This window comes from Pseudarthrobacter sp. J1738, from assembly GCF_050490315.1.
Lineage (GTDB): Bacteria > Actinomycetota > Actinomycetes > Actinomycetales > Micrococcaceae > JBNPEO01.
In genome coordinates, this window is the sequence record NZ_JBNPEO010000002.1 from 174,415 (window position 1) to 198,212 (window position 23,798).

The window sequence follows — 23,798 nt, forward strand, 5'->3', positions numbered from 1 at the left end:
GTTTGCACGCCGGATTCTCTTACTTCGGTGTCTGCGACAGTCGTGTCCAAAACATGTCCAATCCTTGATTGACCCGGTCGATGTCTTCCGGAGTCCCCATAAGTTCAAATTTGTAGAGGTGCGGCACTTGGCACTTCTGGGAAATGATTCGCCCAGCCATGCAGTAGTTATCACCAAAATTAGTGTTGCCGGCACTAATCACTCCACGAATCAGTGAACGGTTCTGCTGGTTATTGAGGAACCGAATCACCTGCTTAGGAACCGAACCTTCGCCTCCAGTGCCCCCATACGTGGGCAACACCAGAACAAACGGCTCTTGCGCTAGCAGCGCATCTTCCCTTGTATATAAAGGGATGCGAGCAGCATCCCGGCCCAGCTTGGCCACAAAACGAGCAGTGTTGCCAGAGCTGGATGAAAAGTAAATGAGGTGACTCCCGGTGGTGTTCAGACCCTGGGCCTGAGCACTAGCACCGTCTAGCGTCAGCGATGCCATCGGAGCCACCTCACATACTTAATACTGAAAATACTGAAACTGAAATTAAGCTACAGAGCTAGCGATTACGCTACGGAGCTAGCGGCCTGGCCAGCCAGCTCGGCGATCTTGTCCGGACGGAAACCTGACCAGTGGTCCTGATCGGTGACAACCACGGGAGCCTGCATGTAGCCCAAGGCCTTCAAACGCTCCAAAGCCTCGGCATCCTGAGAGATATCCACGCTCTGGTAGACGATGCCCTTTTTGTCCAAAGCTCGGTATGTTGCGTTGCACTGAACACAAGCCGGCTTCGTGTAAACCGTGACGGTCATGATCGATGTCCCCTTTGTTGACGTCTTTTGTACTGTTTGACCCGGGTGAGAACGGTTGGCCCTCAGGCTGGCCGCTTCCTACCCGAATCCGCCCAAACTAGTTGCTGTACTAGCTGCGGCACCCCCGGTGAGGACTCCCACTCAATCTGTATTTAGATACTACATGTAGTGCAAGGGCCCCGAGCGGACCCCTAGATGATGTATTACAAGTATGTCATTTAATGCACCGGTAGTCCACAGGCAGCGAGGGGTAAATTGTCCGGATTTCTGCAGTTTTTACCCTCGTCATCCACACCCTGTGGAGTAGTTAGACACATTTAAAACTCTGCGTGTCGCCGGCCGCGCGGCGTGTCGCCCACAGCTGTGGAAACTACGACGCCGGGTGGTGACCACTACATGTAGTGGTGGGCAGTAAGGTGGTCACCAGCCCCATCCGAGAGGCAAAGGAATACTTATGGTCAACCCGCTTCATCTGCGCACCTTGCTCGAAGTGACGCGATTGGGCTCGTTTGCGGCAGCAGCAAACCGGCTCGGCTACACAGCCTCCGCCGTCTCGCAGCAAATGTCAGCACTAGAACGTGACTCTGGCGTGGTGCTCTTTGACCGCTCCGCCCGCAGCATTCAACCCACTGACGCTGCCCTGGTGATGACCCGCCACGCCGTCAAAGTACTAACAGACCTAGACGCCTTACTGGCCGCAGCAGCCAGAACCCAAACCGCAAGTCATCAAGAACTTCGCCTCGGCCTGTTTCCCTCACTTGCCACCCATATCCTCCCCACGCTGATGCAGGGCCAGCCGTGGCGGGATCTGGGGCTTAGCCTCAAAGTCTCCGTAGCTGAGCCAGCCCAAACCATCCAAGGCCTACGCGAAGGTGGAGAACTCGACGTTGCACTGGTGTACCAGGTAGGCCAATCAGGGCTTGCCTGGCCGCACAGTGTGGACCGGCAATGGATTGGCGACGATCAGTTCCGAGTAGTCCTGCCTGCCTCATGGGGATTTACCGAAGGCGCTCCCGTGGCGGCGCACCATCTCTCTGACACTCCATGGATTATGCACCACCCCGGTACCTCTGACGCCACAGTGATCGAACGGCTTTTTGCCAGCTGCAATCTGCATCCGCGTGTAGTGGCCTACAGCGATGACTTCCAAGCAAGCCTAGAACTCGCTGCGGCAGGCCTAGGCGCAGCACTGGTCCCAGATCTAGCGCTGCGCAAACGCCCAGAGGGTTTAGTGGTTCTGGACGTTCCGGAAATCCGCCTGGCAAGGAACATTTTTGCGCTCCTGATCAATGACAAACAAACAGCGCGAGTCCGGCTATTTATGGACCTACTGGCTCAAACAATGCAGCTTGAGCCAGCTGCGACAACTACACAGAAGTCCGGCGCCTAAATAATTTGCCCGCCGGTGCAACAACAGCCTTAATGGCCGCCTTGCGGACCTTGTTGTACGGCGGGTAAATCAACTCGAGCGTATCTGGGAACAACGGCTTGTCCAGAACTGACTTGTGGTGGGAGAACGTCCGGATGGAATGCTCCCCGTGATAACCGCCCATTCCGCTATTGCCCACTCCCCCAAAGGGAAGCCCCGGAACCAAAAGATGTGCCGCCGGGATACCAAACACCAAAGCGCCGGAGGACGTTCGCTGCGTAAATGACTTCCGCGTTGAGTCCTGTCCGCTAAAAACATACAAGGCCAATGGTTTTTCGCGCTGGTTGATGAACTCAATTGCCGCATCCTCGCTGGCAACTTCAACCAGCGGCAACACCGGGCCAAAAATCTCTTCCTGCATCACTTCAGCATCCCCTGAGGCGCGCACCACGGTGGGTTCAATGTACTTACTCTGCGCATCCTTTGTGCCACCGTGCACCACCTCGCTGCCCGCGATCAGCGCAGACAAACGCTCAAAATGCTGCGCATTAATAATCCGACCATAAGCATCTGCCGCCGCCGGATCTTGGCCCAACTGACGTGCTATCGCATCCACTAACAACGGTTCCAAACGGCGCAATACGGTGGCCGTGCCCAACACATAATCCGGGGCAACACACGTCTGGCCCGCATTCAAGTACTTAGCCCACGCGATTCGACGTGCCGCAATGGCCAAGTCTGCGGATTCGTCCACGTACACGGGCGACTTTCCGCCCAGTTCAAGCGTGACTGGAGTCAAATACTCTGCCGCAGCACGCATCACAATCTTGGCCACGGCCGGTCCGCCGGTGTAAAAGATGTGGTCAAAGCGTTCCTTCAGTAACGCCGTCGTAGTTTCTACAGCGCCCTCCACCACCTGAACCGCATCACCTAAATGCTCCGGCACCCAACGCGAGAGAGCTGCGGCCGTGGCCGGTGCGTGTTCGCTGGGCTTAATCACCACCGTGTTTCCCGCTGCGAGCGCACCGGCAGCCGGAGCCAGCGCCAGCTGCAGTGGGTAGTTCCATGGCGAAATAACCAGTACAACGCCGAGGGGCTCGCGTTCGATTCGGGCAGTGGCCGGCTGAAGTGCCAAAGGGACCGACACTTTTTCCGGTTTGAGCCAATCCTCAAGGTGGTCTGCGAGGTGGGTGATTTCCGAGGTGACAAAGCCGGTTTCAGTCAACCACGCTTCGGTGGCTTCCTTGTGCAGATCCTCGTGAAGTGCAGTTGCGAAGTCATCGCTGTGCTCCACCAACATTTTGCGCATGGCTTCAAGCTTTTCAAGCCTCCACGGCAGCGCTCTGCTCACTCCCGAGTTGAAGATGGTCCGGGCTTGGCTTACAACACTGTTCGCAGTCATGTCTCTAAATCTACATTCCTGATCTGGCAATCACATCAGAGAGAAAATGCTCTGGATGCTGGAATGGCTGCGCTGCTAGGTCTATGTTGAAGACATGAGCAAGGTAGCGAGCACCCATTTTGGAGAAGTCGAGCTCAACCACGGCCGGGACCACAATCTCGCCACGGTTCATCAGCTGTCCGGGAAGCCGGTGGAACTTGATCTGAGCATCAAGGCGCACGACCACTTTGACGAAGCAGGTATGCACAAAGTGGATTACCGCTTACGCTTCCTGCCCGAGCTCGTTGACGAGGTGCGCGAAATGATCGCTACCGAGCTTGAAGAAGAAGGCACAGCGCCCCGCCAGTACCGGGACTTTCACTGTTGTGAACTGGCGCCAGAGAAACTTCAAGAGATTTTTGGGGTTGAAGACACCAAAGACCTCACCAATAAAGTTTTCCTCAATGCCCTCAAGCTGGGGCATGTGGGGATTTTCCCAGGCGATCCTGAACGGTACTTTGTTCTGGACTTTACGCTGGGGAGTCACTTTACTGATGAGGTCCTTGTGGCCTCCGCCGATCAGGACGGCGTGGTTGACGACGAGATTGAGTGGACGTCCTAGACTGCTGGATCCAGCAATGAAGCACGAACCTGCTGAGCTGCCTTGACCAAGTTCCGCAAGGAGTCCTCTGTCTCGGCGTAGCCGCGGGTTTTCAGTCCACAGTCAGGGTTGACCCACAGTTGGCGTGAAGGAACATGTTTGACTGCTGTTTCCAGCAGCTCGGTTACTTCCGCTTCGCTGGGAACACGCGGTGAGTGAATGTCGTACACACCCGGGCCCACACCACGACCAAAGCCGTGATCTTCTAGGTCATGCACAACTTCCATCCGCGAGCGCGCAGCTTCAATGGAGGTTACGTCGGCGTCGAGCCCGTCGATGGCGTCAATGATGGCACCAAATTCTGAGTAGCACAGGTGCGTGTGGATCGATGTGGCATCTTGTGCACCTGCAGTGGACAGGCGGAAAGAATTCACTGACCAGTCAAGGTAGGCGGCCTGATCTGCACGGCGCAACGGCAGGAGTTCGCGCAGGGCTGGCTCGTCAACTTGGATGACCTTGATGCCTGCAGCTTCCAGGTCCGTGATCTCATCCCGCAGTGCCAAAGCAACTTGGTTGGCGGTCTCCCCTAGCGGCTGATCGTCACGGACGAAGGACCACGCGAGGATGGTCACCGGTCCGGTGAGCATTCCCTTGACGGGCTTATTGGTCAATGACTGTGCGTAGCTGGCCCATTCGACGGTGATCGGTGCCGAACGGGTGACATCACCCCACAAGATGGAAGGACGTGTGCACCGTGAACCGTAAGACTGCACCCAGCCGTGGACTGTGACGTCAAAGCCTTCAAGGTTCTCGGCGAAGTACTGGACCATGTCATTGCGCTCGGGTTCGCCATGGACCAAAACGTCAAAATCAAGCTCTTCCTGCAGGTCGATGACGCGTTTGATCTCTTGCTTCATCAGCTGCGTGTACTGCTCATTGTTCAACTCACCCTTGTTGTTCCGGGCCCGGGCGGAGCGGATCTCACTAGTCTGCGGGAAAGATCCAATGGTGGTGGTGGGCAGTGCCGGCAAATTGAGCGCCTCGGCCTGAGCGCTTTCCCGTTGCGCATAAGCGGAGCGGTTGAAGTCCTTTGCGCTCAACTGTCCAATACGGTCCCGCACCTCGGCGCGGCGGACACCGGTAGCTTGGGCGCGGGCCGCGATGGTGGCGGTAGCTGCGTCAATGGCTGGCTGAACGCTTTCTGGGTTTTGTCCCAGTAGCCCCGCAAGGGTGAGGACTTCAGTGGCTTTCTGATCCGCGAATGCCAACCAGCTGCGTAGTTCGGCGGAGAGCTGTTGCTCTTCTTCAACATCGTGTGGGACGTGTTGAGTTGAGGTCGAGGTGCTCACGGCGAGGTTCTTGACTGCCGACTTAAGCGCTGTGATCTTGTCAGCAGAAGCCCGCAGATCATTGATCCAGATGTTGTGACCGTCCACCACGCCGGCAACAAGGGTTTTCTCCCCTAGGGCCGCAAGTGCCGCCTCTGAAGGAACAGCTCCCTTGAATACATCCACGTGAAGCGCGTCAATGTTTGTAGCTGCCAGCGTTCCCAAGTACGTATCCAGTGATCCGTAGGGGCTGGAGACCAACAGTTGAGGGCGCTGGGCTGTGTTGGCCAGAACTTCGTAGGCGCGGGCCACTGCTGCCTGAATTTCCGCTTCGCTCACGTCCTGATCAGCAACCAGTGCAGGTTCATCCAGCTGCACCCAGCTGGCGCCAGCTTCAGCCAATTTGGCCAAAAGCTGTGCGTAGACCGGAAGAACATCCTCGAGCCGGGACAAGGGGTTAAAACCGGCCGGTGCGTCATCGCTGGCCTTGCTGAGCAGCAAAAACGTTACCGGTCCTACCAAGTACGGCCGGGTTTCAATTCCCTCGCCCAAAAGGTGAGCGAACTGTTCCACAAGGCGCGTCGAAGTCAGGGAAAAGTTGGTCTCTGGCCCAATCTCCGGAACCAAGTAGTGGTAGTTAGTGTCGAACCACTTAGTCATTTCAAGCGGCTGCTGCTCTTCCGTGCCCCGGGCCAGCGTGAAGTAACCGTTAATGTCCAGCTGACCATCGGCGTCGAGAAGTTCACCAAAACGGGCCGGGATGGCGCCCAGGTGAGTGGCGGCGTCGAGCACTTGGTCGTAGAAGGAGAAGGTGCCCGGCACTGCGGCCGGTTCCACCAAACCCAGCTCTTGCAGCCGGCGGGCTGAACCGAGCTGGATGTCCTTGGACACCGCATCGAGTGCGCTGGCATCGATGCGGCCAGCCCAATAAGACTCGATGGCCTTTTTGAGTTCGCGGCGGCGGCCAATACGGGGGTAGCCCAAAAGAGAAGCGGAAGGGAAAGCTGTGAAAGTCATGATGTGTCCTGACGTGGTCTAAAAAGTGCACAACAAAGGTGCAGAGTAAGAAAAGTGAAAAGAGAACTAACGGGGCAAAAAGCCAGTTAGGAAACGAGCTCCGGAGCAGGCCGGACTGCGGCACGGTTGGGACGTGGGAGATCAAGACGATCCAGGACGTCCAGAGCGTGCCGATGCTCATTGAAGGTGTAAAGGTGGATGCCAGGGGCTCCTGCATCCAAGGCAGCATTGGCCAAGTCGACGGTGGCTTGAATGCCAATCCGTACTTGTTCAGCCTCGCCGCTGGCGGACGCCAATTGGTCCATTAAGTGCGCCGAAGGCGCAACTCCGCTCAGTTCGCCGAGCCGGTTGAGCCGGCGAACACTCGTCATGGGCATAACGCCCGGAATGATCGGGATGGTCACCCCTGCCCGGCGGGCACGGTGGAGCAACCCAGCATATTGATCGGCATGGAAGAACACTTGAGTGATAGCAAAGTCAGCACCCGAGCGTTGCTTTGCCAAGAGCACTTCAATGTCGTGTTCTTCACTGGGTGATTCAGGGTGACGTGAGGGGTATGCGGCCACCCCAACCGCCACTTTGCCGGCGCACAGTAGAGCTGAGCGGCGCTGTTCTACTCGGCGAATCAGATCAATCAGATCCTGGGCGTACCGCAAAGCCCCGGCAGGGGACGGTTGGGCGTCCTTTGGTTTGTCGCCGCGCAGGGCCAAAATCCCACGCACACCGATGTCTAGGAGTTCGCCGATCACCAGCGCCAACTCATGAGGTGTATTGCCCACACAGGTCAGATGAGCCAAAGGGCGCAGCGTTGTTTCGCTTTGCAAACGGCTAATCAGTTCAATCGCCGTGCCCTTATTGGAACCGCTAGCACCATAGGTTACTGAAACATAGTCCGGGGACGTGGTCTCTAGTTCTTTGATGGTGGTCCACAAAGATTCGGCAGCCCGCGGAGTGCGCGGCGGAAAAAGCTCGTAAGAAAGTGCTACGGGCGTTGTAGGGGTCAGAGATGGATGTTGTTCAATCACACTTGGTGGAGACATTTGCGTCCTTGGCTGTTGCTTATCAGCTGGCCGCTTGAGCTATGGGGTTTGTTCTTTGTGACCCGGCTGGCCACAAAACAAATCACTCAAGCTGACGACTGCGCTGAAAACGATTATGAGGAAACACGTGAACAAGCCCAACCCAGCGCAGAAGCTTCCATACGCTGGTACTAAAGGTGTTCCGTGTGCAAATGTCAGGCCCACATGGGGGCACCCACACCCTCTCTCAGAGGATCGCTGACACGTTACCGCGGTAACTTGTTTACGACTCTAGGTGCCAAGAGACGGTCCGCGCAACACGGTGACCGAATTAAGACGCCTTTTTACACGACATCCGCCGATGCTAGACAAATTTTCTTCGAGTCATTCCGGCTTTATGCCATTTTGATGCAGGGGATGCTTACCAGGGCTTGTCCGTATACGGCACGGACGGCGATTGTTGGAAGTACTCATCATCTTGCTGTCCGTTGGAACGCTGACGCATTGAGTCCTCGTTTTGTTGCTTAAGCTGATCAAGCTTCTTTTCCTGCGGCGTTTGCGGCGGGGCGCTCCCCTCAGCCGGTGGAGAGCCGGGCGCATCCCTTGAGGATCCTGCCTCGCCATCCTTTTCCTTCTGCTCGATGCGCTTCTTCCCCTCCTGCAATTTGTCCCCTTCACCGTTCTGGTTACCCTCAGACTTGGCCTGGAAACATTGCGCCGGGGCTGCTTTGATCACTGCGAGCGCCTGGTCATAAAGCGTTTTGGAAGCGGGCACGTCTTTGGCAGCAACTCTTTGATCTGCGAGCTGTTCAATGCTCAGCACTAGGTTGACGCTGACCATACATTTCTCTGATTCTGGGGCTTGCCGCAACGACTCTTCAAAGTACGCGCGGGCCGCCGTGAAGTCTTTGCGGACCACCTTGGCCGTACCCATGGTGAACGGAGCCCGGAACGGTTCAATGACGTTCACAATGCCCATCTTTTGCCCATCACGTTCTACTTGTTCCGCGTTGCCGACCGCGTAGGCACTTTTTGCGTCTTGGGCAAGGAACCCGACGCTCAGAAATTTCACGCCCACTAAGAGGAGCAGCAAAACAATTGGCGCAGACCAGAGCAGAAGTCGACTACGTAGACCCGCAGTAGAACGCGAAGGCACCGATTTTAGGCTCATAGGGTTTTCCTCTCAGGTGCGCTACCCAAGGCCTTGCGCAACCGCTGCCCAGACCGGGTCAAGGACCATACGTAGGCCAAGCCCAAAAGTGCGGCAAGGCCTGCCGGGATCCAGTAGAGCTCCGCACGCCCCCGGAGCCCGGAATCGCTGCTACCCGAGTCACCCGTAGCGTGTGTGCCAGCTAGCGCCTGACTCACTGGGTCCCCTGCTGAACGGTGAACATAAGGAACACCCAAGTCGCTTGCAATGGACTTGAGCTTGGCAGGATCTATTTTGGAGACTGCGTCCCCGGGAGTGTCTCCGCTGAGATCTTTGATGTAACGCTGAGGGGGCGAGGAATCGTAGGAGAGATACTGTTTCATCCGCCCTCCCTGCTCCGTGCCATAACCCAGCACTGCCCCACCTTGGACCAGCGCCTGATCTACCTTCATAGGGCCAGCCTTGCCGGTGCTAGTCTGCTCACCGTCGCCCAAATAAAACACCACGTTGGCGCGTTCCGGGTGTTGTTCATGAGCTTTCTTGAGCCGCTCAGAAAGCAGCTCGCTGGCCACCGTCACGGAAGTTCCCTTCGCGAACAAAGAGTCCTGCGGGGAAAGAAGTTCAACGCTCGTTTCCAAGGCTGCACCGTCAACGGTCAGCGGCAGTTTGAGCCGCGCCCTCGAATCAAAGGTAATCATGGAGTACCGGGCACCAGATAGTTGCTCGGCAATGCCCAGGATGTCCTTCTGAATCCCCTCAAGGCGAGGCTTGGCGCCGTCGTAATCTTCAGCGGCAACACTGCTGGTGGTATCAACCACAAAAAACACGTTGAGATCATTTGTCTGTGCTTGCTGACCGGCGCCTGGAAGCCCTGGCCGGGCGGCAGCTAGGGCTAGCAACAGGACGGTGAGGACTCCTGAACCAACATGGAGCAGCTGACTTCTGCGCTCGCCGTGATCCGTAGCCGAACGTTTCCAGCCGCCAAGTCCTGCCAAAACTGCCAAGCACAGCAAAACAAGTATGCCAGCGGTGAGCAGCCACCCAGGAACCAGTGGGATAAACGTCATCGTCGTAACCTCCACTGCGCCACCAGCAACAGACTAAGACCCAGGAATGCAATGCCCAATGGCCACTGAGGGTGATCGGTGGTGATGACCTGCGGGGAGCCTTGAATCTTTGTTTTTTCCGTAGCCTGGATGCCTGTCACAATGCCGTTGACGGCGCTGGCGCGCTCCAGCGGGAAGTATCCGCCTCCCGTGAGTTCAGAGATTCGTTTCAATTCGGCAGCTGCGCTCTCCCGGCGTGCTGACACTGTAATGTCTGCTGGATTTAGCCCGTACACACGGATGCCTTTTTGCCGGGCCAAGTCTCCGGCTTCCTGTAAGGAAACCAGTGGTTGCCCGGACAGGAGATTGTCCGTGGCCAAGATGATGGAGCGGGAGCGTTTTTCTTCATCCAGTTTGGGGAAGCTCTGCACACATGAAGCCAAACCGTCCCCGATCAAAGACGAACCCTCGCCCTCCCACGTCCCGTCAAAAAAGTTGAAGGTACCCTTTTTGCCGTTGAATGCGTCTTGAGCTTCACCCAGTTGCTCTTCGATGAAGTCGTAGTCATCGGTCAAGGGGAACACTTGCACCGAGGAACTATCAAAAATGACCAAGCCAATGCGCTCGCCATCAAATTTGCGGGACAAGTCTTGGAAAACGGAGACGATCGTGGCATCTGCCCGGCTCATGGAGCCCGAAGAGTCTAGGCACAGCATCACATCGCGGTTGTTTTGCTCTGGGCGGGTTGTGCTTTTCTCTGCAGGTCGGGCTGCAGCAAATACAGTGCCACCAAGCATCAGCAAGGCACCAACTATCGCCACGATGAACCATGTTCGTTGAGCCCTCAGTGCTGCTTGGTACGCCGGCAGCCGGCTGAGCCTGTCGCCATGGGCTACTAGGGTGGGAGAGCTTTGTCCCTTCCGTGCACCGGCCACCACCACAACGGCAATCAGGCCGAGCAGTCCTATAACGGGGATCCACCAATAGGTCAGTTCCATCCCCAAATCACCTGCCTAAAAGCCTGTGCGGAGCTTTCAACTTCTCCGCGCCCGTGCACACCAAACTCGGCCGGGTACACCAATGCGACAGCATCGGCCACCGCCGCGGGGACTGCTGAACGCAATTCCTGCAAAGTCATGCGGGGCGCATCCACGCCGGTAACTTCGTGGACAAAGGAACGCAACAACAAACTTAGCCGTTGGTGCGCTTCACGCTCGGATATCTTGCCACCGCGGGCCAACGCCTCAACCTCATCAATTTTTTGCAGATAGGCGTTCTGCACGGATACCGGTGCCGGTGGAATCGCTGGCACAGCCGCCCGGCCAGACTTTTTGCGCGTCAACCAAAACACCCACAAGATCCAAAGAATCACCACACCAAGCGCGCAAAGGCCCAGAAGCGTCCACCATTGCGCGTAAAGCTGTGGCGGGTAGAAATCGCCACTATTGTTTTGCACGCCGGTGCCTTTCCAAAAGATCAAAAATGGCGCGCAAAACGTCGCCACTGCCACCAACCCTGCCCTCAACAACGCCAACACGGCGTAGAAGAGCTTTTCGCTCAGCATCACGGACCGCCACGTGCTCGCGGTACTGGGCAGCGATAGTCTCCCGCCTGCTGAGGCGAGTCAAAAGCGGCCGCCCCTGTCCGACGTCGTGCACGTCACCACTGGTTGCACGGGCGGCTCCGGTGGTTGAAGCGCTATCGATAAGCTCGGCGTCTTCAAGCGTGAGCCACAAGATCTCGTGTTGTGCCGCTAGGCGGCGCAACACTTGCTCCAACCCCGGCGTTGCTTCAAGTTCGTCAGCCACCACAAAAATCAAGTTCCGCTGACGGACGCTGCGCGCAATGTAGCGCAGCTGGTTTTTGATGTTGCTGGGGGCGGAGTCTGCGCTAGTGTGCCGGTGCACTGTACGTAAAAGGAGTTCGAGGTGCCCCTCACTCCCCCTCGCAGGCACGGCTCGGGTCTGGACTGAATCACCGCACACTAACGCCACGGTGTCCGAGTGGCGCACCGCCAGGTAACCCACCACGCCCAGCGCCATCACCGCCACGTCTCGCTTGAGTTCCCCGCCGCGAGACAGCGCAGCCATGTTGGTTCCAGTGTCAGTTACCAACAGGACGTTTTGTTTCCGGACTGCAACGTAGCGTTTGATCAGTGGCGAACCGTGGCGTGCCGTGGCTTTCCAATCGATGTCCCGGACTTCGTCGCCGGCAATATAGGCTCGCAGATCGTCAAAGTCTAGGCTCCGGCCCTTAAAGACCGAACCGTACTCGCCGTCCAGTAATCCCTTGGCCCTGCGGTGCGCGAAGATAAACATCTTCGACTTAACCTTTTGCAGCAGGCTCTCCATAACAGGGGTTAAGGAATCTGGACGGAGGCCAAAATAGCGTCGATCACCGTCTCCACTGGGACTTGTTCAGCAACCGCCTCGAAGCCCAAGATGATTCGGTGGCGTAGCACTCGGTGGGCCAAGGACTTGATGTCTTCAGGGATCACGTGGTCGCGGCCATGAAGCAACGCCAAGGCCCGTGCTGCCTGGCTAAAGGCGATGCTGGCGCGTGGGCTGGCGCCGAATTCAATGTAGCCAGCCAGTTTGGGATCAATGTATTGCTCAGCATGGCGGGTGACGTAAACAATTCCCACAATGTAGCGAATAATCGCTGGGTCAATGTAGATCCGCCGCACAATATCTTGGACTTCTTTGATGGCGTCCAAAGATGCTGCTGCAGCTGGTTTCTGCTCTGCCGTGAACACACCTGTATCAATACGCCGGATCACTTCCGCTTCTTCGGCAGGTGTGGGGTAATCCAAGACATCTTTGAGCATAAACCTGTCCATTTGTGCTTCCGGCAGCAGGTAGGTGCCTTCTTGCTCAATGGGATTCTGCGTGGCCAGCACCAAGAACGGTGAAGGCAAGGGGTAGATTTCACCGCCGATGGAAGTTTGACGCTCTTGCATGGCTTCAAGCATGGCGCTTTGGGTTTTCGCGCTGGACCGGTTGATTTCGTCAAGGAGCACAATATTGGCGTGAACCGGGCCTAGCTGGGTGACAAAAATGCCCTTGGCCGCATCGTAGATTTGGGTACCAACAATGTCGCTTGGCAACAAGTCTGGAGTGCATTGAATCCTGCGGAACTCTGCGCTGACCGCCTCGGCTACCGTTTGGGCGGCAGTGGTTTTCGCCAAGCCGGGAACACTCTCCAAAAGAATGTGCCCACCGGTCAGCAAACCCACCAGTAAGGTTTCGCGGAGCCGATTCTGCCCCACCACTTTGGCCTCGAAGCTGCGAGAGATGCTTTGCACCACTTGCTGTCCCCGGGCAAGTTCGCTCGCGTCAATGGTGTTGATGGCCGGATTCTGCAGCACTCGATATTCCCTCGGTAGGCTTCAGTGAATTGCGTAGGTTCGCCATCCTATCCAAGCTAACGCAGCAACCCGCCGCAATGGGCACAGCTACCCATGTGGAAAACCCGGGCGAAACGGCCGGGTGTCCGCACCTAGTTTTGGAGCAACAAGCGCTGAGCTTTGGGAGCCAAAACGTGTTCCAACACTAGGCAGGCTGCGCCTACGGCACCAACGTCTTCGCCCACACCGGAGCTGGCGATCTCAATCTCGTGAATGTCGCGGGTAGCGCTGGAGGTGTTAACCAACTCCGGCAACCGGTCAAGGTAGTACGGTGCCAAGCGTGACCAGAAGGGGCCGCCAAAAACGGCCCGTTCTACGTCTAAAACATTGGTGATTGCCGAGACCGCCCGGGAAATCAACACGGCAGACCTATCAATGATGGCTAGCGCCTCATCGTTACCTTCATCGGCCAAGTCTAGGAGGGCAGCGAAACGCTCTTGCAAGCAGGTCCCACTGCCAATGCTCTCATCCTGACGTGCGTCCGGAACTAGGCCGGCGGCAACTGCAGCAGCCACCATAACCGGGGGAATGCAGGCAACTTTGACGCAACCTCGTAGCCCACAATCACATTCGGCGCCTTCCGGGTCCACCATAATGTGGCCCATTTCGCCGGCGTTGCCTGAAATGCCACGCACCACTTCATCTTCGAGAACTATCGAGCAGCCAATGCCGGTTCCGATGTAAAAGAAAACAAAGCTTCCGGTGCCGGTATCGCCACCAGCCCAGGTTTCGGCCACGGCAGCGCCAGTGACGTCCTTGTCCAAGATGGTTTCCATACCGGTGGCCTTGGCCACGGCATCACGCAGAGCTACCCGGTTCCAGCCGTCAAGAAGCGGCGGGTCCACTACCGTTCCCTGATCACGATCAATCGGTCCGGGTGCGGAGACGCCCAAGCCAGCGATGCTTTCCGCGTTAACCCCAGAGTCGCTGACAAGTTTGGTGACTGCAGCGGCAAGTGAGTCGACGACGGCCCTCGGGCCACCGGCGTCGGGCGTTCCGAAACTCTCCTGTTGAACCACGTTCCCCACCAAATCAAGCAAAACGCAAGTGGTGACGGCCGGATCCAGGTGGACGCCCACTGCATACATTCCCGCGGGGTTCAGCCGCAGAATAGTGCGTGGTTTACCCGGCCCGTTGCCGTACTTACCAGCCTCCACAATGAGGCCTTGATCCAGCAAACGACGCGAGATATTGGAGATGGTTTGCGGCGAAAGCCCCACGATCTGAGCGAGTTCAACTCGGCTAAGGCCACTCGTGGAACGGCGGATGGCGTCCAGAATGACAGTCAGGTTGAAGTCACCCATCTTGGGCAGGTTAGTACCGCGTCGTGGTGCTGGCGGGCGGAGCTCAGACAATGCTTCCCCTTGAATCCTTGGATTTTGGCTGGTGACTGAATAGTACCGTTATGCATTTGAACTTTGTGGACCAAACCCGGTACATGGCCATCAGTTCTCCTTATGTGAACGTTGGCGAGAAACCGTAACCGTAAATTTGTTGTTCCGGCCAACCACTCGTGTGGCGCCTATTTTGCGCTCAAGTTCCTTAACATAGTCCAAATGTGTATTGAACACAGTCCATAGTTCACCGCCGGGCACCAAAACCTTGGACGAGGCATCGAAGAGCTTGGTGGCTGCACCGGCGTGAACGCTAGCGCCGAGATGAAAAGGCGGGTTGAGCAAGATCAAATCAGCACTCTGGGGTGGAAAACCCTCCATGGCGTCCGCTTGGATGCATTCAACACGATCAGCCAAATTGTTGGCTTCCATGGTGGCTTGGGCTGAGGCAACTGCTGCTGCAGACTGATCCGTGGCAATCACATGAGCCTTCGGCTGCCGCCTCGCAACCATCGCAGCCAGTACACCGGTGCCACAACCTAAATCGATAATGTGTTGAGCCGGTGCCATTTTGGGGAGAAAATCCACCAAAAAACGCGTTCCGATATCTAGTTTGTTGCCAGCAAATACGGCGCCATATGCAGCAACGGTCAAATCCAAATCCGAATGATGTTCAGTGAAGGGAAACTGCTTTGTTTCCGGCACTGGCAACGGAGTCTGCGCAATCAAGAGCCTAGACTTTTGTTGCGCTAATTGGGCTTGCACGGTTTTAAAGTACTTGGCCAAAACTTGGTTCATGGCTGGCGTCATGTGTTTCACCCGGCCACCAGCAATCAGTATGGCGTCAGGGGCCGCGTAGCGAGCAATCGCGTCCGCTATTTCTTCAAGCTCTGCCAGGCTTCGGGGTAATTGCAACAACACTAGTTTGGCATTTTTCAGCAGCTCCTCCCCCAATGCGAGCGAGGTGAAAGTTCCGTTCAACCCTAAGCGTCCAGCATTAAAAGCTAGTGCCTGTTGTCCCGAGGCGAGGTCTTGTGAGGTCCGTAGACCGGTGTGGCCTGCCGCAGCTAAAGCCAGAGTCAGAGCGCCGTATCGGTCTCCGATGATGGCAATCTTGTTTTCTTCTATGCCCTCGAGCTCAAAGGCCTTTTTTATGAGCAGCCGGTCCGTGGCGTCATGGGCGTGGAGGTTTTGAGCCTCAACATCGGGGAATCTGCGTAACCGCGAGAAAACGTCCTCGATGCTGAGCTGGACCACGTTGTTCCTCCGCCTAAAAGTAAATGCCGTCCCCGCCATGGTAGCCACTTGCGGCCTGTAAGCCAGTAGGACAGGCGTGATGAAAACAGAAGTGGCCCTCTCCTGAGGGAGAGGGCCACTTGTTTGGTGGAGCTGAGGGGACTCGAACCCCTGACCCCCTGCATGCCATGCAGGTGCGCTACCAGCTGCGCCACAGCCCCAAAACTTTAGATATTCATTCTCAAAAAACCGCTGAATCCTGCCTCGGCCGAATCCAGCGGTCAATTGGTGGAGCTGAGGGGACTCGAACCCCTGACCCCCTGCATGCCATGCAGGTGCGCTACCAGCTGCGCCACAGCCCCAACTTGCGATGTTTTTTCCTTGGATTTTCAGTAGTTTCCTACTGCTTCTCCGCGAAGCAACTCAAATATCTTAGAACAGCGCTTCCACTAATTCCAAATCGACATTTACCTGCAAGAAAGGCGAATCTGCGGGCCTGAGCTACGCTTCTGCCTGCTCGGCGTCGGCATTTGCTTCGGCTGGTTCTTCAACGCGGGCCGGTGCTGCAGAAGGGTCCTCACCCAGCTGGAGATCCACTACAGGGCAGTCCTTCCAGAGGCGCTCAAGCGCGTAGAAAACACGGTCTTCCTCGTGCTGAACGTGAATCACGATGTCCGCGTAATCCAACAGGACCCAACGTCCGCCAGAGCGGCCTTCACGCCGAATCGGGCGACGGTCCAGCTTGCTCAGTTCTTCTTCGATGCCATCAACAATGGAGTTGACCTGGCGTTCGTTGTCAGCCGAGGCAATGAGGAAGATGTCTGTGAGCGCCAATCGTTCGCTCACATCCAGAGCAACAATGTCTTGGGCAATCTTGTCTGCCGCAGCACGGGCTGCTGTACGGGCGAGGGCTACGGATGCTTCCGTGGCGGTCATGGTTCTCCTAATGTTTGGTCAAGCTTTGTTGGATCCGGCTCAAGAGTTGAGGCCGGTAATGAGCATGATGATGCCAGCGACCAGCGTGATAATTCCTACCGCGAATACCGCAAGTTGCATCAAACGGACGCGTTGCGCGTGGGCCAATCCGGCCGTGGCAGCGTCCAAGGGGTCAAGCCCGTAGGCAGCGCGGGCCGCTACGCGCGGGCTCTGCAGTTCGGCGTCGTTGTGAGGTTCAGCGCCGTCCCTTGCCGGTTCGTCCACAACCTCACCATTGGCACGGGCTACTGCTTCGGCCCGAGCCAAGATTTCTGAGCGGCCAGATACCGGAGTTCCTGGTTTATCCGTACTTGACGTATCGGCTCCACGCTTTGGTGCCGCAGTTCTCGGGAGCAATGCTGGGACCACCGGAACATGTGAGGTGGCCGGCCGTCGAAGCACGGGGTGACCCACACCAGGGACCTGTACCGTCTCTTGCGGCGCCATCATGGCCAAGTTATTGGTAGCCGTTGGGTCATGGCTGGGCTGAGTACGCTGCTGATGTTCTTCGGCAAGCTTTTGCTTAGCCCGGGCCCGCCGATTCAAAATGGCGGCGCGCTCTGCCAGAGCAATTTGCTGGGCCAAGATTTCTGGATCCACGGTTTCCGGATCCTGCGGGCCCAGGTTCTCGAGCGCAGCAAAGTGTTCCTGCGCAGCTTTCTCAAGCTTGCTACGTTCGGCCAGAGCCTCTTCCACGCTCATGTCCGCCGGATTCACAGCATCGCCGGGCGCGGGTGCTGGGCTGTCCGCACCCCGAACCGCGGGAGAAACCAGGCCTATCCCAGCGGTAACACCCATCGACGGTGGTTCTACCGTTGGAGGGTTGGTACCTGCCGTGGCGGCCTGCGCTTTGAGCTGTTGAAGGCGCAGCTGCCGGCGGGTAGGTAGTCCCCCGCTGAGTTGCTCTTCCTTTTCAGCGAGTTGCTTGATGGTCCGCAAAGCAGCACGGTCTCTCGCCCGAATTTGCGAGGAACGTTCAGCAGGCTTGCGCTCTGGAATTGCATCAACTGGCACATCAGCCACACGACGGATTCGCCCCGTAGCAACAGAATCTGATTGAGCAGAACTCTGAGAAGTAACCGGGGTCGGCGCATCGCCGGACGGTGTTTCGCCGTCTTGGACCTCGGTCTGTGCCCTCGTTGCCCTCAGTTCCCTGCGGCTGCGAAGTGGCTTGTCTTCCTGGTTCATCAAAAACTCATTCAGTACTGGCTGTTATTGCTGTCCGTTCGGCGTTCACCGGATGATTCTCCGTGGTGTTCGCCGCCCCGTATAGATCGTATTTTGCGATGTACTGCACCACACCGTCTGGCACGAGGTACCAAACTGGGTTTCCTCCAGCCACACGGGCTCTGCAGTCCGTAGAGGAGATGGCCATGGCTGGCACTTCCAACAGGCTGACGTCTTGACGACCAAGGTTATGGAGTTCGTGTCCGGGCCGTGTGACTCCCACAAAGTGAGCCAAGTTCCACAACTCGTTGACGTCTTTCCAAGACAAAATCTGCGCCATTGCGTCTGCTCCAGTGATAAAGAACAGGTCCGCGTCTGGCCGTAAACGGGACAAATCCCGCAAAGTGTCAATGGTGTACGTGGGGCCAGGGCGGTCAATGTCCACCCGGCTTACCGTAAAACGTGGGTTTGCCGCCGTAGCAATCACCGTCATCAAATAACGGTGCTCGGCTGGACTTACGTCCTTTTTGACCTTTTGCCAAGGCTCACCGGTAGGAACAAAAACTACCTCGTCCAAGGCAAACTTGGCTGCAACCTCGCTGGCTGCCACCAAGTGACCGTGGTGGATGGGGTCAAAAGTTCCACCCATTACACCTAGGCGAAAGCGGCGTTGTTGCTCTACCACTGGGGAAGCTCAGTGGCCGTGGTGTTCGTTGTGGTTATTGGGGTGCTGACGGTGCGGATCCTCGGATTCCTCCACAACATCATGGCGGTTACCCAAGTTCGTGTAGGAGAGGGTCACAAACATCATCACCAGCAGTACTGCGAACATGCAGATTCCAAAAACCCACGGTTCAGCCAAAAGCGGCGCAGGCTCTTCGTGGGCAACCTCTGCGGCAGCCAGGACGGTAGTGGCAAGCTGAGTCAACATTTTGACCCCTTCTGTTCCAAGAACTTCATTGGGCGCGCTAGCAACCCGGACACTTCATGCAGTCCACAAGCAGAGTGCGTTCCGCTCAAGAGACGTCTCCCATGTTACCGCGTGCTCAGGCGCGGATTTGGCCCTCACCTTGGACTATCCACTTTGTTGTGGTCAATTCACCCAAACCCATAGGACCACGAGCGTGAAGTTTCTGCGTAGAGATGCCAACTTCCGCGCCTAAACCAAGTTCACCGCCGTCCGTGAAACGCGTAGACGCGTTAACAATCACGGCTGCCGAGTCGATCTCTGCGATGAATCGTTCAGCGTTGGCCAGATCGTTGGTCAGAATTGCTTCAGTGTGTCCAGTGGTCCAACGCCGAATGTGATTCAGCGCTTCATCCATGGAATCAACCATTCCCACGGCGAGGTCCAGATCCATGTATTCGGTGCCCCAATCGTCGTCGTCCGCGGGACTCAAGTCATTCCCCGCAGGCAACAAAGGCATCACGCGTTCGTCCACGTGCAGTCTTACACCGGCGGCGCGCAAGGCACGAGCTACGGCGGGGAGGACCGTGGAGTCTTGGTGCACCAGCAGCGTCTCAACCGTGTTGCACACGCTGGGACGCTGAGTTTTGGCGTTGAGGAGTATCTCCACAGCCATATCCTCGCTAGCCGAGGCATCAATGTAAATATGGACGTTGCCCTCCCCCGTTTCAATCACAGGAACTGCGGCATTTGTCACCACTGACTGAATGAGTTCGCGGCCACCTCGAGGAATCAACACATCAACCCGGCCCCGGGCCCGCATCAAAACGTCAGCGCCGGCGCGGCCGTACTGATCCACGGATTGAACAGCATCGGCAGGTAGTCCCACCGAGTCCAAAGCCTCACGCAGCACGGATACCAGCACTTGGTTGGTCTGCGAAGCAGCGCTACCACCTCGCAGGATCACGGCGTTGCCTGATTTTAGAGCCAAGCCAGCAATATCTACCGTCACGTTAGGACGTGCCTCGTAGATAGCTGCAACTACACCTAGGGGAACATTAACCTGACGCAAGCGCAGGCCGTTAGGAAGAGTCTGGCCACGTACCACGTTTCCTACGGGATCGGGCAGACCTGCAAGGTTTTCCAGGGCCGCAGCCAACGCTTTGATGCGGTCAGTGTTTAGGCTCAAACGGTCCAGCATGGAAGCGGAAATCCCCTTGGCTTTGCCGTTTTCAACGTCTACGGCGTTAGCTTCCAGGATGGCCGGTGCTGCCTCCACAATGCTGGCTGCAACTGCCCGCAAGCCCTTGTCTTTCCATGCCCGGTTGGCCCGTGCCATACGCCGACCAGCCAGCCGTGAACGGTCCGCGATGGCGTGTACCGCTGCCTCCAACTGCACTGGATCCAAAGCGCCGGGCAGCTCAGAGCTATCTTGACGCGATGAATCTAGGGAAATGTCAGCAGTTGTCATAACCCAAGTTTAGAACAAAGCGCAGTCTAGAGAACCACCAGGTCATCAACATGAACAACTTCGCGTTGATATTCCGGACCAATGCTTTCCGCAAGCTCCATAGTGGAGTGGCCCAGCATTTGGGGAAGCTCGTGAGCCGAATAATTGACTAGCCCACGAGCAACCACTTCGCCGTCCTTGCTGGCCAACTCAACTGGGTCGCCAGCTTCAAAGTCCCCAGTGACTGCAACAATGCCAGCCGGAAGCAAAGACTTGTGCCTATCGCGGATCGCGCGGACGGCGCCGTCGTCCAAGGTGAGGCGCCCACGAACCGATGCCAAGTGGGCAAGCCAGAGCAAACGGATGGGTTTGCGCGAGCTACTTACGGCGAACCACGTTCCAACATCCTCCCCAGCAAGGGCGGCACGAGCATTTGCCGTGGAGGTCACCAGGGCGTTGATACCGGATCCAGCGGCGATACTTGCTGCCTCGATCTTGGTTGCCATCCCACCGGTACCAACGCCTGCGGCGCCGGTTTTGCCGATGACCACTTCTGCAAGATCCTCGTAGGAATCAACACGCTCAATACGTTGCGCGCCGTCCTTGGGTGGGCCATCGTAAACGGCGTCTACGTCTGAGAGCAGCAAAAGGGCATCAGCACGGACCAAGTGCGCTACCAAAGCAGCAAGCCGGTCATTGTCACCAAATCGGATCTCATGAGTGGCCACCGTGTCATTCTCATTGACCACCGGAACTACACCAAGGTGCAGCAGCCGGTTGAGCGCACGGAAGGCATTGGCGTGCTGCGTGCGGCGAACTAGATCCTCGGCCGTCAAAAGAACTTGACTGACGTTGATTCCGTGCGCGCCGAAGGCATGGGTGTACTTGGCCATAAGCCGGCCCTGACCCACGCTCGCCGCTGCTTGCTGGGTAGCAAGATCGCGGGGCCTGCGGACTAGGCCAAGCGGCGCCAAGCCCGCGGCGATGGCACCAGAAGAGACCAAAATGATTTCGGCTCCCGCATTTTTGCGTTCCGCGAGTGCGTCCACCAGCGCGGTCAGGGCAGATTCGGAAATACCACCCTTGATACTGGTCAGGGAGGACGAACCTACCTTAACCACAATGCGGTTGGCCGCAGCTAAAACTTCTCGGCCGCTGAGGGCCTGAGGACTAGTGCTCATCCCCGTCGGCAAAATCGTCTTTGTCCAGTGCGCTCTCGGTCAACGGTGCAGGTGTACGACGGCGGTTCGTGGACTCCGTCCAAATTCCCGCCTTACGCTCGGCTTCTAGCTCAGCACGTGCTGCCGCCTTCGCGTCACGACGTTCGATCTGCTCTTCACGCTTCTGTGAACGGGTGGGGCGATCGCCAATGTCGGCAATACGAACGTCAGTACCGCGAGGTGCGGCAAGAAGTTCTGCACCGGCCATCATGGTGGGCTCCCAGTCGAAGACAACGCCGTCGTCTTCACCAATAACCACTGTGTCTCCAGGGGTGGCACCCATCTTGAACAGTTCGGTTTCAATACCGAGCTTGGCCAGACGGTCACCCAAGTAACCAATAGCTTCTTCGTTGGTGAAGTCAGTCTGCTTGACCCAGCGCACAGGCTTGTCGCCCAATACGCGGAACAACGGCTCGAGGTTCTTCTCTTCACGACGGATCTTAAAGCCAGACTCGTTGACTGCGCGCGGGCGCAATACAGGTGCCTGAACCTTGGGCGGCGCAGAAGCTAGTGCATCCCGAGCGGCCTGAACGATCTCTGCCATGGCAAAGCCCAGTTGACGCAAGCCTTCGTGACTGGTGGCCGAGATTTCAAATACCCGGTAGCCCTTGGCTTCAAGCTCGGGGCGAACGAACTCTGCCATGTCCTTACCGTCAGGCAAGTCAACCTTGTTCAGAGCAACAAGCTTGGGGCGTTGATTGAGGGGAATCACTTCGCCGTCTGCGCCCGCGTAGCTCATGTCTACGGCGTAACGGTCAAGCTCTTGTTCAATGGTTGCCAAGTCGCTGAGCGGATCGCGGTCAGCTTCAAGCGTTCCGCAGTCCAGAACGTGTACCAGTGCAGCGCAACGCTCAACGTGGCGCAGGAAGTGGTGTCCCAATCCCTTTCCTTCGCTGGCGCCTTCGATGAGGCCCGGGACGTCTGCAATGGTGAAGCGAACGTCACCCGATTGGACCACGCCCAGGTTCGGGACCAAGGTAGTAAAGGGGTAGTCGGCAATCTTGGGCCGGGCCGCGGACATCGCAGCGATCAGGCTGGATTTACCGGCCGAGGGGAAACCAACCAACGCAATATCTGCAATGGATTTGAGTTCTAGAACGATGTCTCGAGCGTCGCCTTCAATACCCAAGAGTGCAAAGCCGGGCGCACGGCGCTTTTGTGATGACAGCGAAGCGTTACCCAAACCACCCAGACCGCCTGCTGCGGCCATGTATTCGGCGCCAATACCTACCAGGTCAGCGAGTACTTCGCCGTCCTTGTTTTTGACTACCGTGCCGTCTGGTACGGGCAGGATGAGCGTCTCACCGCTCTTTCCGCCGCGCCAGTCACCCATACCCGGTCCGCCGTTGCTGGCGTGACGGTGGGGTGCGTGGTGGTAGTCCAAAAGCGTTGTGGTTTGGCCGTCAACGCGAAGAATCACGTCACCGCCATCGCCACCATTACCGCCGTCGGGTCCGCCCAAAGGCTTGAACTTTTCGCGGTGGACGGAAACACAACCGTGGCCGCCGCTACCGCCGGATACGTGAAGTACTACCCGGTCTACAAAGCTGGCCACGTGGATCTCCTCAATGCTCTAGAACTCAATACCCTGCGGGCACCTTGTTCGATTCTAATGCTGTTAAAAGCACAGTGGAGCGGACCCGAGGGCCCGCTCCACTGGCAAAAACTATTTATTACTCTGCGGCAGCAGCAGCAACAATGTTCACTACGCGACGGCCACGGCGAGTACCAAACTCAACCGAACCTGCCTCGAGTGCGAACAGGGTGTCGTCGCCGCCACGTCCCACACCGGCACCCGGGTGGAAGTGGGTGCCACGCTGGCGAACGATGATTTCGCCTGCAGAAACAACCTGGCCGCCGAAGCGCTTTACACCCAGGTACTGGGCGTTGGAGTCACGACCGTTGCGAGTGGAGCTCGCGCCTTTTTTATGTGCCATTTGAAATGCCTACCTTTACGACTATGTGAAAACCTGGAAGCAACCCGAAAGTTACTTGATACCGGTGATCTTTACCTTGGTCAGTTCCTGACGGTGACCTTGGCGCTTCTTGTAGCCGGTCTTGTTCTTGAACTTCTGAATGACAATCTTCGGGCCACGGAAATCTTCTAGGATTTCAGCAGTAACCGTAACCTTGGCCAGGTCAGCTGCAGCAGTGGTGAGCTTGTCACCATCTACCAAAAGCAGTGCGGGCAGCTCAATGGTGCTACCTGCTCCACCGGCGACGCGGTTAAGGGTTACGTAGTCTCCAACGGAGACCTTCTCTTGGCGGCCGCCGGCGCGGACAATCGCGTACACCACTTGGGAACTCACTTCTCTCGACGTTTCTTACTAAAGTTTGCGTGAAGGATCTGCATTGAATGCTGTTGACCCTTGCTGTGCCTCAACGCCG

24 protein-coding genes and 2 tRNA genes are annotated in these 23,798 nt (G+C 57.1%); 2 read left to right on the plus strand and 24 right to left on the minus strand.

Features of this window, described 5'->3' with window-relative positions:
• Window positions 1-19 precede the first annotated feature (19 nt).
• Both nrdI and nrdH read right to left on the minus strand, forming a co-directional pair.
• Entirely contained in the window at window positions 20-493 is a 474-nt protein-coding gene (nrdI, locus tag ACQR35_RS04425; protein WP_430269340.1) for a class Ib ribonucleoside-diphosphate reductase assembly flavoprotein NrdI, read from the minus strand.
• 65 nt (window positions 494-558) lie between these two features.
• Window positions 559-804, minus strand: a complete 246-nt coding sequence (nrdH, locus tag ACQR35_RS04430) for a glutaredoxin-like protein NrdH (protein ID WP_430267265.1) — start codon at window positions 802-804, stop codon at window positions 559-561.
• 454 nt (window positions 805-1,258) lie between these two features.
• On the opposite strand from nrdH, the gene ACQR35_RS04435 reads away from it, so the two are divergent.
• Window positions 1,259-2,194 carry a LysR family transcriptional regulator gene (locus ACQR35_RS04435; protein WP_430269341.1) on the plus strand — a complete coding sequence of 312 codons (936 nt, stop codon included), beginning with the start codon at window positions 1,259-1,261 and terminating at the stop codon, window positions 2,192-2,194.
• Here ACQR35_RS04435 and ACQR35_RS04440 read toward each other — a convergent pair.
• Window positions 2,172-3,575, minus strand: coding sequence for an aldehyde dehydrogenase family protein (locus ACQR35_RS04440; RefSeq protein WP_430269342.1), 1,404 nt, complete (start codon window positions 3,573-3,575; stop codon window positions 2,172-2,174). The genes ACQR35_RS04435 and ACQR35_RS04440 overlap by 23 nt on opposite strands.
• A gap of 94 nt (window positions 3,576-3,669) precedes the next feature.
• On the opposite strand from ACQR35_RS04440, the gene ACQR35_RS04445 reads away from it, so the two are divergent.
• Window positions 3,670-4,176, plus strand: a complete 507-nt coding sequence (locus ACQR35_RS04445; RefSeq protein WP_430269343.1) for a DUF2004 domain-containing protein — start codon at window positions 3,670-3,672, stop codon at window positions 4,174-4,176.
• Here ACQR35_RS04445 and metE read toward each other — a convergent pair.
• From metE to rplU, 21 genes are all read right to left on the minus strand, one after another.
• Window positions 4,173-6,500, minus strand: coding sequence for a 5-methyltetrahydropteroyltriglutamate--homocysteine S-methyltransferase (metE, locus tag ACQR35_RS04450; RefSeq protein WP_430267269.1), 2,328 nt, complete (start codon window positions 6,498-6,500; stop codon window positions 4,173-4,175). The genes ACQR35_RS04445 and metE overlap by 4 nt on opposite strands.
• Window positions 6,501-6,586: 86 nt before the next feature.
• Window positions 6,587-7,540, minus strand: a complete 954-nt coding sequence (locus ACQR35_RS04455) for a methylenetetrahydrofolate reductase (protein ID WP_430269344.1) — start codon at window positions 7,538-7,540, stop codon at window positions 6,587-6,589.
• 400 nt (window positions 7,541-7,940) lie between these two features.
• The gene (locus ACQR35_RS04460) at window positions 7,941-8,690 is read right to left on the minus strand and encodes a hypothetical protein (protein ID WP_430267271.1); all 750 of its coding nucleotides are present in this window, start codon (window positions 8,688-8,690) and stop codon (window positions 7,941-7,943) included.
• Window positions 8,687-9,736 carry a VWA domain-containing protein gene (locus tag ACQR35_RS04465; RefSeq protein ID WP_430269345.1) on the minus strand — a complete coding sequence of 350 codons (1,050 nt, stop codon included), beginning with the start codon at window positions 9,734-9,736 and terminating at the stop codon, window positions 8,687-8,689. Before ACQR35_RS04465 ends, ACQR35_RS04460 begins: the two co-directional genes overlap by 4 nt.
• Window positions 9,733-10,713, minus strand: a complete 981-nt coding sequence (locus ACQR35_RS04470) for a vWA domain-containing protein (protein ID WP_430269346.1) — start codon at window positions 10,711-10,713, stop codon at window positions 9,733-9,735. Before ACQR35_RS04470 ends, ACQR35_RS04465 begins: the two co-directional genes overlap by 4 nt.
• Window positions 10,704-11,171 (minus strand): hypothetical protein, encoded by a 468-nt coding sequence (locus tag ACQR35_RS04475; protein WP_430269347.1) that lies wholly within the window; start codon window positions 11,169-11,171, stop codon window positions 10,704-10,706. The genes ACQR35_RS04470 and ACQR35_RS04475 overlap by 10 nt, the downstream gene beginning before the upstream one ends.
• Complete coding sequence (locus tag ACQR35_RS04480; RefSeq protein ID WP_430269348.1) at window positions 11,158-12,066, minus strand: DUF58 domain-containing protein; 909 nt, start codon at window positions 12,064-12,066, stop codon at window positions 11,158-11,160. The genes ACQR35_RS04475 and ACQR35_RS04480 overlap by 14 nt, the downstream gene beginning before the upstream one ends.
• Window positions 12,067-12,074: 8 nt before the next feature.
• On the minus strand, window positions 12,075-13,082 hold the full coding sequence (locus ACQR35_RS04485) for an AAA family ATPase (protein ID WP_430267276.1): 1,008 nt from the start codon (window positions 13,080-13,082) through the stop codon (window positions 12,075-12,077).
• A 131-nt stretch (window positions 13,083-13,213) separates the two neighbouring features.
• Window positions 13,214-14,425, minus strand: coding sequence for an ROK family transcriptional regulator (locus ACQR35_RS04490; RefSeq protein WP_430269491.1), 1,212 nt, complete (start codon window positions 14,423-14,425; stop codon window positions 13,214-13,216).
• A gap of 141 nt (window positions 14,426-14,566) precedes the next feature.
• Window positions 14,567-15,712 (minus strand): class I SAM-dependent methyltransferase, encoded by a 1,146-nt coding sequence (locus ACQR35_RS04495; RefSeq protein ID WP_430269349.1) that lies wholly within the window; start codon window positions 15,710-15,712, stop codon window positions 14,567-14,569.
• 124 nt (window positions 15,713-15,836) lie between these two features.
• Window positions 15,837-15,912, minus strand: a tRNA-Ala gene (locus tag ACQR35_RS04500).
• Window positions 15,913-15,977: 65 nt separating this feature from the next.
• Window positions 15,978-16,053, minus strand: a tRNA-Ala gene (locus ACQR35_RS04505).
• Window positions 16,054-16,192: 139 nt separating this feature from the next.
• Window positions 16,193-16,627: a ribosome silencing factor gene (gene rsfS / locus ACQR35_RS04510; protein WP_430269350.1), complete on the minus strand. Its 435-nt coding sequence runs from the start codon at window positions 16,625-16,627 to the stop codon at window positions 16,193-16,195.
• A gap of 39 nt (window positions 16,628-16,666) precedes the next feature.
• Window positions 16,667-17,854: a hypothetical protein gene (locus ACQR35_RS04515; protein ID WP_430269351.1), complete on the minus strand. Its 1,188-nt coding sequence runs from the start codon at window positions 17,852-17,854 to the stop codon at window positions 16,667-16,669.
• A gap of 7 nt (window positions 17,855-17,861) precedes the next feature.
• Window positions 17,862-18,518 carry a nicotinate-nucleotide adenylyltransferase gene (gene nadD / locus ACQR35_RS04520; protein ID WP_430269352.1) on the minus strand — a complete coding sequence of 219 codons (657 nt, stop codon included), beginning with the start codon at window positions 18,516-18,518 and terminating at the stop codon, window positions 17,862-17,864.
• A 9-nt stretch (window positions 18,519-18,527) separates the two neighbouring features.
• A complete protein-coding gene (locus tag ACQR35_RS04525; RefSeq protein ID WP_430268228.1) occupies window positions 18,528-18,764 on the minus strand; it encodes a hypothetical protein in 237 nt (78 codons plus the stop codon).
• 115 nt (window positions 18,765-18,879) lie between these two features.
• Window positions 18,880-20,211 (minus strand): glutamate-5-semialdehyde dehydrogenase, encoded by a 1,332-nt coding sequence (locus ACQR35_RS04530; RefSeq protein ID WP_430268227.1) that lies wholly within the window; start codon window positions 20,209-20,211, stop codon window positions 18,880-18,882.
• Window positions 20,212-20,237: 26 nt separating this feature from the next.
• Window positions 20,238-21,371: a glutamate 5-kinase gene (gene proB / locus ACQR35_RS04535; RefSeq protein ID WP_430269353.1), complete on the minus strand. Its 1,134-nt coding sequence runs from the start codon at window positions 21,369-21,371 to the stop codon at window positions 20,238-20,240.
• A complete protein-coding gene (obgE, locus tag ACQR35_RS04540; protein ID WP_430269354.1) occupies window positions 21,361-22,965 on the minus strand; it encodes a GTPase ObgE in 1,605 nt (534 codons plus the stop codon). Before obgE ends, proB begins: the two co-directional genes overlap by 11 nt.
• Before the next feature lie 118 nt (window positions 22,966-23,083).
• Window positions 23,084-23,347 carry a 50S ribosomal protein L27 gene (gene rpmA / locus ACQR35_RS04545; protein ID WP_430268224.1) on the minus strand — a complete coding sequence of 88 codons (264 nt, stop codon included), beginning with the start codon at window positions 23,345-23,347 and terminating at the stop codon, window positions 23,084-23,086.
• Between the two features lie 51 nt (window positions 23,348-23,398).
• The gene (gene rplU, locus ACQR35_RS04550) at window positions 23,399-23,707 is read right to left on the minus strand and encodes a 50S ribosomal protein L21 (RefSeq protein WP_430268245.1); all 309 of its coding nucleotides are present in this window, start codon (window positions 23,705-23,707) and stop codon (window positions 23,399-23,401) included.
• Window positions 23,708-23,798: the final 91 nt, after the last annotated feature.